The organism is Salegentibacter chungangensis (genome assembly GCF_042678405.1).
Lineage (GTDB): Bacteria > Bacteroidota > Bacteroidia > Flavobacteriales > Flavobacteriaceae > Salegentibacter_A > Salegentibacter_A chungangensis.
Window position 1 is genome coordinate 301,369 of sequence record NZ_JBHTLI010000002.1, and the last position, 11,978, is coordinate 313,346.

Annotated in this window: 12 protein-coding genes; 7 read left to right on the forward strand and 5 right to left on the reverse strand. The window is 42.4% G+C overall.

Annotated elements, in window-relative coordinates:
* Together ACFQ3Q_RS11980 and ribB are read left to right on the forward strand one after the other, a co-directional pair.
* Positions 1-1,443 (forward strand): LptF/LptG family permease, encoded by a 1,443-nt coding sequence (locus tag ACFQ3Q_RS11980; protein ID WP_380746155.1) that lies wholly within the window; start codon positions 1-3, stop codon positions 1,441-1,443.
* Between the two features lie 35 nt (positions 1,444-1,478).
* Positions 1,479-2,627 carry a 3,4-dihydroxy-2-butanone-4-phosphate synthase gene (gene ribB, locus ACFQ3Q_RS11985; protein ID WP_380746157.1) on the forward strand — a complete coding sequence of 383 codons (1,149 nt, stop codon included), beginning with the start codon at positions 1,479-1,481 and terminating at the stop codon, positions 2,625-2,627.
* Here the strand turns inward: ribB and ACFQ3Q_RS11990 are convergent.
* Positions 2,624-3,256 (reverse strand): NAD(P)H-dependent oxidoreductase, encoded by a 633-nt coding sequence (locus tag ACFQ3Q_RS11990; protein ID WP_380746159.1) that lies wholly within the window; start codon positions 3,254-3,256, stop codon positions 2,624-2,626. The genes ribB and ACFQ3Q_RS11990 overlap by 4 nt on opposite strands.
* A 127-nt stretch (positions 3,257-3,383) precedes the next feature.
* On the opposite strand from ACFQ3Q_RS11990, the gene ACFQ3Q_RS11995 reads away from it, so the two are divergent.
* The 3 genes from ACFQ3Q_RS11995 to ACFQ3Q_RS12005 all read left to right on the forward strand — a co-directional run bounded on the left by ACFQ3Q_RS11995 (position 3,384) and on the right by ACFQ3Q_RS12005 (position 5,335).
* Positions 3,384-4,022: a SanA/YdcF family protein gene (locus tag ACFQ3Q_RS11995; RefSeq protein WP_380746161.1), complete on the forward strand. Its 639-nt coding sequence runs from the start codon at positions 3,384-3,386 to the stop codon at positions 4,020-4,022.
* Between the two features lie 40 nt (positions 4,023-4,062).
* On the forward strand, positions 4,063-4,419 hold the full coding sequence (locus ACFQ3Q_RS12000) for a phage holin family protein (RefSeq protein WP_380746163.1): 357 nt from the start codon (positions 4,063-4,065) through the stop codon (positions 4,417-4,419).
* Positions 4,420-4,528: 109 nt separating this feature from the next.
* Entirely contained in the window at positions 4,529-5,335 is an 807-nt protein-coding gene (locus ACFQ3Q_RS12005; RefSeq protein WP_380746165.1) for an HAD family hydrolase, read from the forward strand.
* Between the two features lie 49 nt (positions 5,336-5,384).
* Here the strand turns inward: ACFQ3Q_RS12005 and ACFQ3Q_RS12010 are convergent, their stop codons facing one another.
* The 3 genes from ACFQ3Q_RS12010 to ACFQ3Q_RS12020 all read right to left on the reverse strand — a co-directional run bounded on the left by ACFQ3Q_RS12010 (position 5,385) and on the right by ACFQ3Q_RS12020 (position 7,726).
* Positions 5,385-6,155: a hypothetical protein gene (locus tag ACFQ3Q_RS12010; protein WP_380746167.1), complete on the reverse strand. Its 771-nt coding sequence runs from the start codon at positions 6,153-6,155 to the stop codon at positions 5,385-5,387.
* Between the two features lie 27 nt (positions 6,156-6,182).
* Positions 6,183-6,743 carry a hypothetical protein gene (locus ACFQ3Q_RS12015; protein WP_380746169.1) on the reverse strand — a complete coding sequence of 187 codons (561 nt, stop codon included), beginning with the start codon at positions 6,741-6,743 and terminating at the stop codon, positions 6,183-6,185.
* A gap of 62 nt (positions 6,744-6,805) precedes the next feature.
* A complete protein-coding gene (locus tag ACFQ3Q_RS12020) occupies positions 6,806-7,726 on the reverse strand; it encodes a L,D-transpeptidase (protein WP_380746171.1) in 921 nt (306 codons plus the stop codon).
* A 415-nt stretch (positions 7,727-8,141) separates the two neighbouring features.
* Here ACFQ3Q_RS12020 and ACFQ3Q_RS12025 point away from each other — a divergent pair, with 415 nt between their 5' ends.
* On the forward strand, positions 8,142-8,561 hold the full coding sequence (locus ACFQ3Q_RS12025; protein WP_380746173.1) for a CBS domain-containing protein: 420 nt from the start codon (positions 8,142-8,144) through the stop codon (positions 8,559-8,561).
* Between the two features lie 78 nt (positions 8,562-8,639).
* Here ACFQ3Q_RS12025 and ACFQ3Q_RS12030 read toward each other — a convergent pair whose 3' ends face one another.
* Positions 8,640-10,784, reverse strand: coding sequence for a glycoside hydrolase family 97 protein (locus ACFQ3Q_RS12030; protein ID WP_380746345.1), 2,145 nt, complete (start codon positions 10,782-10,784; stop codon positions 8,640-8,642).
* A 198-nt stretch (positions 10,785-10,982) separates the two neighbouring features.
* On the opposite strand from ACFQ3Q_RS12030, the gene ACFQ3Q_RS12035 reads away from it, so the two are divergent.
* Positions 10,983-11,936, forward strand: coding sequence for an NAD-dependent epimerase/dehydratase family protein (locus ACFQ3Q_RS12035; RefSeq protein ID WP_380746175.1), 954 nt, complete (start codon positions 10,983-10,985; stop codon positions 11,934-11,936).
* Positions 11,937-11,978: the final 42 nt, after the last annotated feature.

Here is an 11,978-nt window from a genome sequence, read left to right on the forward strand (position 1 = left end):
TTGAAGATACTAGACAGGTACATATTAACAAGTTACCTAAAAACCTTTTTTACAGTTTTTATAATCCTGATGTTCATCTTTGTACTCCAGACCATCTGGCTGTACATAGGTGAACTTGCAGGAAAAGACCTCGATGCCGAGGTCATTTTTAAATTCCTGTTGTACTTCTCCCCTAAGCTGGTGCCACTGGTACTACCGCTTACCATTCTGCTCACCTCCATTATGACCTTCGGGAATTTTGCAGAGAATTATGAGTTTGCGGCTATGAAGTCCTCCGGAATTTCCCTTCAGCGGGCAATGCGGGGGCTTACTGTTTTTATCCTCTTCGTAAGTCTGACTGCTTTCTTTTTCGCCAATAATGTGATCCCGGCGGCCGAATATAAATCGATCAATCTTCGAAAAAATATCGCCAAGCTTAAGCCGGCGATGGCCATTACCGAAGGCGTTTTTAATGAGGTTGGGAATATTAACATTAAAGTTGAAGATAAAAGCGGTGACAACGGACAGTATCTTACCGACGTGATCATTCACCAGAAGACCGATCGTACAGGAAACTTCACCGTAATGAAGGCCAATAAAGGGGAACTGGTGGGAAGCACTAATTCTGATGTGCTTTCGCTCATTCTGAAGGACGGGAACTATTACGATGAGATCCAGCCTACAGATTACAGAAAAAAACCCAACAAGCCTTTTGCTAAAAGTTACTTCAGGGAGTACACTATAAATATGGATCTTTCCAACTTTAATAATGTGGACCTTGAAGATGAGAACTACAGCAATACCCAGGGAATGCTTAAGATCTCTGAACTAAACGAAAGTATAGACTCTTTCTCTACCGAATATAACAAGAAGGTAAAGGATTTCTCCAGCTATATGTATAAACGCAGCGGAGTCACCTCTATGGATATCAACCTGAATCCTTCAGACTCTGTACAGGAGATCAAAAACAGTATTCTTGAAAAATACGACACCTATCAGGCTCAGCAAATCGTTAACCTGGCATTGGGGTCGGTAAACGGAGCAATTTCGCACATTATCCTGAAAAAAAGCGAGTTTAAAAAAAGTGCTAAACAACTGAATAAATTCGAGATCGCACTGCACGAAAAATATGCTTTGGCAGTGGCCTGTATCGTGCTGTTCTTTGTAGGAGCACCTCTTGGAGCGATCATCAGAAAAGGCGGAATGGGACTACCTATGGTAGTTGCGATCCTGCTGTTCCTCACCTATCATTTTATAGGGATCTTTGCCAAGAACTCGGCTGAAGACGGGAGTATCAGTCCGTTCTGGGCAACCTGGCTTTCCACGATCATTATGTTACCCCTCGGGATATTCCTCACTTATCGCGCAACAACAGACCAGGGTCTGTTCGTATTCGACAACCTGATAAATCCTGTCAGGAAGGTACTTAAAAAAGCAGGCCTTATCAGGAAAAAAACGAAATAGATTAAATACCTTTGCAGCCTGAAATTACAGCAATTATGACCCAGAAAAGAACCAAAGAAGACATTATAAAACTTCACAGTATTACCGAAGCAATAGATGATATTCGCGCCGGTAAAGTTATTATTGTTGTTGACGATATAGACCGTGAAAATGAAGGAGATTTTGTGGCGGCAGCCGAAAAGGTAACCCCCGAAATGATCAACTTTATGGCCACTCACGGCCGCGGGCTTATTTGTGCTCCCATTACCGAAAGCAGGTGTGAAGACCTGAAACTGGAAATGATGGTAGGGAAGAATACAGATCCTATGGAGACGGCCTTCACCATTTCAGTAGACCTGCAGGGAAAAGGTGTGACTACGGGAATTTCAGCTGCAGACAGGGCAAAAACCATTCAGGCACTTATAGATCCTGAAACAAAATCTACCGACCTCAACCGCCCCGGGCATATTTTTCCGCTGAAAGCTAAGACCGGAGGAGTGCTTAGAAGAACGGGACATACCGAGGCCGCTATAGATTTTGCAAGGCTTGCAGGTTTTGAACCTGCCGGTGTTATCGTTGAGATAATGAATGAAGACGGGACTATGGCCCGCCTGCCCCAGTTGCTGGAAGTTGCAGAACGTTTTGACCTGAAAGTGGTTTCTATAGAAGACCTTGTTGCTTACAGAATGCAGCACGATTCACTTATAGAAAAAAAGGAAGATTTCGATATCAAGACACGTTTCGGGGATTTCAGACTAAGAGCTTATAAACAAACCACCAATAACCAGGTTCACCTGGCCCTTACCAAAGGTCAGTGGAAACCTGATGAAGAAATTATGGTTAGAGTGAACTCTACCCTTGTCAATAATGACATTTTGGGAACCCTGACCAATGATGCCGATAAAAAACTGGATAGTATGTTCCAGGCCATCAACGAAGAAGGCCGCGGCGCGATCGTTTTTATCAATCCGGCAACACAGTCCTTAAACCTGCTCACCCGATTGCACGAATTAAAGGAACGGCAAAAGAAAGGCGAAGTAAAAGCTCCGCCGGTGATTATGGACAATAAAGATTTTGGTATCGGGGCCCAGATCCTTCACGACCTGGAGATCCATAAGATCAAGCTGCTATCAAATACCCGACAGACCAAACGTGTGGGAATGATAGGTTACGGGCTTGAAATTACCGAATATGTAAACTACTAGTCTATTTCAATAATTACTTCTTCTAAAGGACGTCTCACTTTTTTAAAGCTGGAGAACATATCGTCTTTGGCCCTGTAGCCAACGGGAAGTGCCAGTACCGATTTCAGATTATATCGATCAAGATTAAGTAATTCATCATATTTTTCAGGTTCAAAACCTTCCATAGGGCAGGCATCTATCTCTTCGGTCGCGCAAACCGTAAGCAGGGTTCCAAGGCTCAAATATGCCTGATTCACAGCCCAGCGTGTGATCTCATCTTTAGGTTTAGCCTTAAAATCATCCATCAGGAAATTCTTGAATGGTTTCAGGACTTCTTCGGGAGTTTCCCTTATGTGTTTAACCCTTTTAAAATACTGTTCGATAAAGTCGGGATCTATTTTATCCTCAATACAAATAACAAGAAGATGTGAAGCCGTACTAACCTGATCCTGGTTATAAGAATGGGCTTTCAATCTCGCCTGTAATTCCTTATCGTGAACAACAACCATTTTTATAGGCTGCAGGCCGTACGAAGTAGCCGTTAAATTAAAGGCTTGCTTCAGCACCTCTAACTTATCTTTCGGTAGGATTTTTTCAGCATCAAATTTCTTGGTGGCATAACGCCATTCCAATGCTTTAATATTTCCCATAATCACTATCTTTTCATTTATTTTACAAATTTAAGCAATGTAAAAGGCAGTACCCGCGTTAAAGCATAAAAAGTACCAATACACCAAATTATATTAGTTATCTTAGATAAAGAAAATATTGGCGAATATGAAGCAGATCAAGAAGGCGATCCTCGCATTAAGCTTAAGCCTGATCGTGGCTATTTTAATAGCCCTCGGCCTGGAGGCCTATATTGAGCAGGATACCGCAGCACTTGTTTATGAGGAAATTGAAAATGTACCAGAGACCAACACCGCCATTATTCTTGGTGCCAGTGTTCATTCTGACGGCAAGCTCTCTCCTATTTTAAAAGATCGTGTAGATGCAGCGATCAGCCTTTATGAAAACAATAAAATAGACAGGTTTCTGGTAAGCGGAGACCACAGGCGCGACGATTATAATGAAGTGAGTGCAATGAGCAACTACCTTACCGAGAAAGGAATTCCCAAAGATCGTATTATCCTGGATCACGCCGGTATAGACACCTATGACAGTATGTACAGGTCTGGTGAAGTTTTTGGAATAGAAGACGGAATAATAGTTACCCAAAGATTCCACCTCCCAAGGGCGGTATTTATAGCCAAAAACCTGGGCCTTAATTACTCTGGTTATGCAGCCCCCGCCGGGGGATATCAGCCGGATAACCGCATTAAAAGAAGGGAGAAACTGGCCAATTTCAAGGCGGTATGGGAGATTCTGCTAAAAAAGAAACCGGGCAGTCTGGAAAAAAGGATCAGCAGTAACTGAAAAGCTTCTTATATTTAAACCTCCAACAAAACCTAAATTTATGTTCACCTGGCTTATTCACCTGGTCGTAGATGCACTTGTTTTACTGGCACTTGCCAATATTATGCCCAGTGTACGGCTAAAAGGCTTTAAAACAGCGCTGCTTATTGCCCTGCTGATCGGGATTTTAAGCTTCCTTTTAAGCTGGTTACTTACGGTAATTCTGAACATCGCAACTCTTGGGATCTTCTATTTCCTTGGGCTTGGCTTTATTATCAGGATCATCGCCTATGCCATCATAATCGAAATTGCAGATAAACTAAGTAAAGATTTCAAAACAGTGGGCTTTCTGCCTTCTGTGTGGCTTGCCGTTGCCCTGGCACTGGTCGGAGCTATTGTAGATAGTCTTTTGTTTTAAAATCCGGCATTCCCGATTTTCCTATAACCTGCCCTACTTGGGCCATAACTAAATTTGATCTTTATTTGACCTTCACAATGATCAAATCTTCTATATTTAACCTCTTAATATGAGAAGGAAGAATATGATCAAACTTATAGTAACCGATATGGACGGGACACTCCTGAATGATTCTCACGAGCTGCACCCCGATTTTTGGAAGATTGAAGAGAGCCTAACTAAAAAAGGGATAATGTTTTCGGTTGCCAGCGGAAGGCAATTCTACAACCTGGAATCTAAATTCGAACAGATCAAGCACCGAATGATGTTTTTTGCCGAGAACGGAACTTATGTATCGCATAAAGGGAAAGAACTATACGTAAACCCTATAGATCACCAGGCAGCGCTGGATTTCATCAAGATGGGGCGTAAACTGGAAGATACCAAACTGGTGCTCTGCGGAAAGAATTCGGCCTATGTTGAAGATAACGATAAAGATTTTATTGCTGAAATCTCGCAGTTCTATAAAAAGCTGGAAGTAGTTGAAGACCTTACCAGGGTAGAAGATGTGATCTTAAAGGTTACGCTTTGCAACTGGAATGGGGTTGAAGATCATACCTACCCGCATTTCGTGAACTATACCGACAGGTTTAAAGTGGCTATCGCGGCCAAGGTCTTTATAGATATTACCGCGCTTGATGCCAATAAAGGGAACGCCATTAAAGAACTTCAGAAGGAACTGAATATTTCTCCTGAAGAGACCCTGGTATTCGGGGATTATCTGAACGATCTTGAGATGATGAAAAATGCGAAGTATAGCTACGCTATGAAGAACGCACATCCCGAGATCAAGGAAGCCAGCAACTATATAACCGAATACACCAACAATGAGAATGGCGTCTTAAGGACCATTGAAGACCTGGGATTGCTCAACTAAGCCTACGGAATAACTAAAAAAGCCCCGGAAATTCCGGGGCTTTTTTTAGTTACTTAATAATGATATTGGTTCTATCCAGGCCGGTGTTTCCGGTTTCGGGATCATAAGCATAGACGGCTATTTCATACAAGCCCGGCTCGAGCTTCGTCTCTACCGAAAATGTGCTGGTTTTATCTGCAAACTTCAAAGGTACTTCCCTTACCTGCTTTCCTTCGCTGCTGATCATTGCATTCACTTCATATTGATCAGCGTCCCAGATGCCGCCGGGTGTTACCGGGCAGCCACACATCATCACCACATTGGCTCTTATTTCAATTGGCTTATCTGAAGTAATTCTTTCGTGGGTTTGTGGTGAAAGCAGGTCCACTACAAAACCGGGAACCTCAAGCACGATCCCGTCTCCCGAAATATCTTTCCCCGGGAGCAGCCACAGCTGCGTACTGCTAAGCACCCTGGCCTGCCTCTTGTTATTGGGCGCATATGCTTCAACGCTTACAAAAACAGGCTCCTCCAGCTCCAGCTCGGCTTCAAAACCCGCCGTATTTTCATCCGAAAGATCCTGCCCGCGTTTTTGAGGCTCCTTCATTATACGTTTGGTGTCCCCCGTGCTCCCTGCAGTAGTCCCTTCTGCAAGAATTTCTCCGGATTGTGCGTCCCTGATCAGTATTCTGGCTCCGCCTATGGAACTGCCTATAAATTTTGCGTCTTTCGCCTTAGCCCTTACCATTACTTTGGTCGTTTCCTGAGCACTCATAGGCTGAGTTCCGGAAAGTAGCAAAAACAGGCTAAAAAGAACTAAAAGGTTATTTTTAAATTTCATTTAATCAAGATTAGTGTAAAATTCAGTTTAATTTTTCAGGTATTCTTCGGGAATCGGCAGGTTTTCTTTCTCGCTATCCCATATCATAGAATGAATCAGCCACTTATCGTCCTTTTTAAGCAACTGATAACTAATAATTCCGCGCTCGGCAATGCTGTCTTCCGAATTGATCCTGGCTTCATAAGTACTAAGGTGGTGAGCTATATTCCCGAAGAATTCGGTCTTACTAAAGACCTGCCTTTCCTCCAGGGCCCTTAGATTACCCTGTTCCACGTTCTCTTGGTGAGATTTCAGATATTCGTCAACCGGTAAACTCATTAAGCTGTCCCCTCTTTTAAAGGCTACCTGTGCTGCCGAGGTGAACTTAGACCTAAGATCCTTATAATCGGGCTTACTTCCTTCCTTAAAACTGAAGGCACGATAACTTTCCAGAACCGCATCCTGAATGGCTTTCGGACTTCTTTTGATCTCTTGATCACGCTCCTTATTTATTTCACTAAGGCTCTTTTCGGTCTTTTCAGTTTTGTTATTATCGCAGGCAAAACCTGAGCCAAGCAAGATAAGGCAGAAAATTGCTTTTTTGAACATATTGATAGGTTTTAGTTCCCAACTAATATAATAAAAAGCTACAGGTTTGCGGGAATACGGGCCTAAACGATCATTTCAGCATCTTCTACCGCTTCCGGCTCTTCTCTGAAGTTCTTAGGATCATCCAAATACTGCTTTACGTAATCTTTTAATGTTTCCAGTTCTTCATCATTAAGGTCATTGGCTTTCATATCTTCGGGCAGTTTTTGCCAGGGCTTCATATTCTCAAAATCATAACTACCAAAGACCATAAAAGGGGTACCGTTTTTCTTAATCTGGCCTCTTTCAATTTCCCACATTTTAGCCCAGTTATAAATAAACTTGGCATCGTCCATATACATTCTCACGCAGGCGTGACTTGCGGGGTAGCCTGGCAGTGCATATTGATGTGTTCCCACCCCTTCAAAGTTCATAAAATTGAAATAATATGGCAAGATCCAGGAATCATTAACACTGCTCACTTTTCTTTTAGCTTTGTAGTTTGCATAGTGGAGCCCGTTTGGGGTTTGGGTTGTTCGTTTTCCGGAACTCACAGGACCCCATTTTATCAATTCCCCATTTTCATATAAAGCAAAAGCCTGGATGCGCTGTGCAATAAGCACCGCCTGTGGCAGGGAATCCAGGATCTCCAGTTCTTCGGGGAAAGGACTATAGGTCATAAGGTCATTTGACAGGGTATCGGGGATCACAAGGCTGGTATTTGGCCTCACCCTGTGTTTATCTATACGGTTCAAAGCATAGATGATCTTCCTGTTCTCTTCGGAATATCTATTATTAAAACTGTCAATTTTGGCTTTGGTAAGCAGGCTGTCTATACGGTAATTCACCTTAGGACGCATTTTCTTTGGTTCAGCCTTTTCCAGTCTGAAGGCCTCTTTTACAGAATCCTTGAGCTGTTCATTTTTAATATCGGGCTGTGCAGGCCCTTCCAGTTGTGTGGTACAGGAAGTGGTGAATGCAGTCAAAAAGATTCCACCTGCCATAAACAAACATTTTCCTATTGATAATCTTTGCTCAAAAAGCTGTTTCCTGAATAGTTTCAAACCGAGGGAGTTTTTAAAGTTTAAAACAAAATTAGGTTCAGATTAGTCCAATATGTGCCAAGGCTCAGTTAATAATTTGTTGAATTTGTTTTAAAAAAACATCTTACTAAAAGTATTTCTCCTTATTTATCTTAAATTCTGATAAAATTTCTTAAAAGTATTAAGTGACTTTGTTTTTCATTAATCCTTCCGGGTTTAATCAAACCTGATGCCCTTTGTCGGTTATTAATAACTGATTCCTGTCATACTGCTCTCATAAAACTTTGGAATTATGTGCATTTAAACGCTTATTGTCGTATTTTTAAAGTGCTTTACCCAATGTATTAGATATGATCCATACCTAAATCAAATCATTATGAAAAAGAAGGTACCAGTCTCCCAAATAATGACCAGAAACCTCATTAAACTACACCTTGAAGATGAGCTTTCGGTGGCAGAAAATCTTTTTAAAAAAAATAAAATAAGGCATCTGCCGGTGGTTGAAGGCGAACATATTGTAGGAATGCTTAGTTATAATGACCTGATGCGGATCTCATTTGCAGATGCCATAGATGATGATGGGGAAAGTATAGAGACCACCGTATATGATATGTTCTCCATAGAAAGTGTGATGACCAAGAAAGTGATAAGTATTTCTCCCGAAACCACGATTAAAGAGGTGGCAGAGATCTTTACAAAGCAGGATTTTCACGCATTACCGGTGGTGGATAACGACAACCTTGTAGGTATTGTCACTACTACAGATGTAATTCGGTACCTGCTGGAACAGTATTAACTTTTGAGTGCTCATCAAATAAAAAAAGCGGCAGAAATTCTGCCGCTTTTTTTATTTGTACTGAAATTCAGGTTAGAATTAAAGCTTCTTAAGTCCTTTCATTTCGTCTTTACCTGCAGCCATAATGCTTATGGCATATCCGCCACCGGGCATCGATTTCTGAGATAATTTAGACTTGCTGTCCACGATCACCTTGCGGATATCATAAGACTGCGGATTGGTTTTATAATGCGCGTCTTTTCCGTCTGAATAAATAGTCGCGATATATTTCTTTCCTTTTTCAAGGAAATCGAATTTTATCTTTGAAGTTCTCACCTCATTTCCGTTCACATTCCCAACAAACCAGTTCTCACTGTCTTTAGCCTTTCTGGCCACGGTAATATAATCTCCGGGCTCGGCCTCAAGATAAATACTCTTATCCCAGTCTACTGCCACATCCTTGATAAACTGAAAAGCATCAGGGAATCTTTTATAATTGGCAGGAAGATCGGCAGCCATCTGCAACGGGCTGTACATCGTTACATATAATGCAAGCTGATTGGCAATAGTACTGTTCACGTGTGAATTATTGTCCGGGTTCAGCTTACTGATATCCATTTCAAAGATCCCAGGTGTATAATCCATAGGCCCTCCAATAAGTCTGGTAAACGGAAGTACGGTAACGTGGTTTGGTTTTGAACCTCCAAAGGCCTGGTATTCGGTTCCTCTTGCAGACTCATTCGCAATAAGGTTAGGCCAGGTTCTGGCGAGTCCTGTTGGTCTTACGGCCTCGTGGGCATTCACCATAATTTCATATTCGGCAGCCTTTTCTATCGCATACTGGTAATGGTTTACCATCCACTGGCTGTAATGGTTTTCCCCTCTTGGAAGGATGTCTCCCACATATCCGCTTTTTACGGCATCGTAACCATACTTTTTCATAAACTGGTAAGCCGTGTCCAGGTGACGCTCATAATTTCTTACCGAAGAAGAGGTTTCGTGATGCATAATCATTTCCACTCCTTTGCTTTCGGCATACTCCTGGATCTCTTTCACATCAAAATCGGGGTATGGGGTCACAAAGTCAAAAACATAATCTTTAGAATGCCCGAACCAGTCTTCCCAACCAATATTCCAGCCTTCTACCAATACGCCGTCAAATCCGTGCTCGGATGCAAAATCTATATATTCCTTCACGTGCTTGGTATTTGCCGCGTGAGTGTCATTGGGCCTGGCAGCTTCAAAATCGGTCTCTCCCAGTCTTACCGCAGAAAATTCATCAGTATAATGCCAGGTGCTTTTCCCGGTGATCATTTCCCACCATACTCCCACATACTTCATAGGTTCTATCCAGGAAGTGTCTTCTATCTTAGATGGCTCGTTAAGGTTATAGGTTATTTTAGAGGCAAGTATATCACGGGCATCGTCACTTACTATTATGGTTCTCCACGGTGTATGCCTAGGGGCGATCATAAAAGCTCTGTCCCCGTTAACATCGGGCGTCAGCCAGGATTCAAAGATCATATTCTCATCGTCCAGGTTAAGGTGCATCACCGGATAATCCACAAGCGCTGCCTCGTGCAGGTTGATGTATAACCCATCATCAGACTTCATCATTAAAGAAGTCTGTACTCCTGTTGGAGAAAAGGAAGTCTGGGAAAGGTTTGCGGTAACCGCAGATTCCATCTTCTCCCTTATTTCGGAAAGTTTAGATTCGGTATAGTCATACTCCTGGGTATCATAGTCTCCTGCAATCCAGAAAGCAGTATGGTCTCCTGCCATTGCAAACTGGGTCTTTTCATCATCTATAACGAAATGCCCCAGCTTCTTTTGCTGTGGAAACTCATATCTCAAGCCAAGACCATCGTTAAAAAGGCGAAAACGAACGATCATTTCACGGCCTCCAGAATCTTTCTGTTTCAGCGTAACTGCAAGTTCATTATAATGATTGCGTATCTCTTTCTGCTCTCCCCAAACCGGGGTCCAGGTATTATCAAAACTGGAAGTTTTTGTATTTTTCACTTCAAAATTCGAAAGCAGGTCTGCCTCTTCTTTCAGGTCAAAGCCTAATATACTGGTCTTCACTACAGCTTTCCCCTTATAGTCCAGGCTATAGGCAGGGATACCATCTTCCTGCAGGGAAAAGTTCATTTCAAGGTTGCCATCGGGCGATTCAAGTTTTTGGGCAATGGCCATATTGTAGAGGCCAAGGCACAGGAACGAGAATAACAAGATTTTCTTCATCATATCAATTTTAAGTTGCTTTAGTTTCCGGGTAGAGTTTTAAGATTTCAGTGGTCACCGCAATCATCCGGATTTAATTTCGATCATTGCAAAGCTATCAATTTTATTATCATTCCCACTCACCCCAAATGCACCCAGACTTATAAATGAAACAAAGTTTATCTCAAAAACCATTAAATTTGAGTAATAATTATTCCTATGAAAAATCTAAAACAGACTATTCTTGGTGCCGGTGGGGCTATCGGAACCGAGCTGGCGAAAGCCTTAAGTGAATACACCAATGATATTCGCCTGGTAAGCAGGCACCCGAAAGCGGTAAATGAAAACGACGAACTTTTCCCCGCCGATCTTCAGAATACGGGAATGGTACAAAAGGCCGTGAAGGGTTCTGCCGTGGTCTATCTGTGCGCGGGGCTGGAATATAATTTTAAAATCTGGAAGAAAAGCTGGCCGAAAATAATGGCCAATGTGATAAGTGCCTGTATAGCAGAAAATGCCAGGTTAGTATTTTTTGATAATGTCTATATGTACGACAAGGGCGCAATGGGAAATATGACCGAAAACGCTCCCATAAATCCGCCCAGCAAAAAAGGAATGGTTCGGGCAGAGATTGCCCAAATGCTGATGCAGGAGGTAAAAGAAGGGAATCTGAAAGCACTTATTGCACGATCGGCAGATTTCTATGGTCCGGGGGTGAAAACCAGTATGCTCACCGAAACGGTCATCAAACCGATGATAAAAGGCAAAAAAGCGAACTGGCTTGGCGGAACACATTATAAGCACTCCTTCACCTATACGCCTGATGCTGCCCTGGCAGTAGCCCTGCTCGGGAACTCAGAAGAGGCTTACGATCAGGTGTGGCATCTTCCTACCGCTGGTGAGCCTCCAACAGGTAAGGAATGGACAGAAATGGTGGCAAATGAACTGAATACCAAAGCCAAAGTACAGGCCGTCCCGAAATGGATGGTAAAGATCATTGGCCTGTTTATTCCAATTATGAGAGAAATGCCCGAAATGATGTACCAGTACGACCGGGATTATATCTTTAGAAGTGATAAGTTTGAAAAGGCTTTCAGTTTTAAACCCACGCCTTATCGGGAGGGCGTAAAAAAAGTGGTCGAAGCTGAAATAGCCCGAGAAAAGATTTCCTGAAATGAAGCTTTTCTTTTATTGCTTTTAATTCCCTGAAATACT

Bases quoted from the DNA above. Each gene is read 5' to 3' on its own strand.
- ribB (WP_380746157.1), top strand. From the start codon at position 1,479: ATGACCCAGAAAAGAACCAAAGAAGACATTATAAAACTTCACAGTATT.
- ACFQ3Q_RS11990 (WP_380746159.1), bottom strand. From the start codon at position 3,256: ATGGGAAATATTAAAGCATTGGAATGGCGTTATGCCACCAAGAAATTT.
- ACFQ3Q_RS11995 (WP_380746161.1), top strand. From the start codon at position 3,384: ATGAAGCAGATCAAGAAGGCGATCCTCGCATTAAGCTTAAGCCTGATC.
- ACFQ3Q_RS12000 (WP_380746163.1), top strand. From the start codon at position 4,063: ATGTTCACCTGGCTTATTCACCTGGTCGTAGATGCACTTGTTTTACTG.
- ACFQ3Q_RS12005 (WP_380746165.1), top strand. From the start codon at position 4,529: ATGAGAAGGAAGAATATGATCAAACTTATAGTAACCGATATGGACGGG.
- ACFQ3Q_RS12010 (WP_380746167.1), bottom strand. From the start codon at position 6,155: ATGAAATTTAAAAATAACCTTTTAGTTCTTTTTAGCCTGTTTTTGCTA.
- ACFQ3Q_RS12015 (WP_380746169.1), bottom strand. From the start codon at position 6,743: ATGTTCAAAAAAGCAATTTTCTGCCTTATCTTGCTTGGCTCAGGTTTT.
- ACFQ3Q_RS12020 (WP_380746171.1), bottom strand. From the start codon at position 7,726: ATGGCAGGTGGAATCTTTTTGACTGCATTCACCACTTCCTGTACCACA.
- ACFQ3Q_RS12025 (WP_380746173.1), top strand. From the start codon at position 8,142: ATGAAAAAGAAGGTACCAGTCTCCCAAATAATGACCAGAAACCTCATT.
- ACFQ3Q_RS12030 (WP_380746345.1), bottom strand. From the start codon at position 10,784: ATGAAGAAAATCTTGTTATTCTCGTTCCTGTGCCTTGGCCTCTACAAT.
- ACFQ3Q_RS12035 (WP_380746175.1), top strand. From the start codon at position 10,983: ATGAAAAATCTAAAACAGACTATTCTTGGTGCCGGTGGGGCTATCGGA.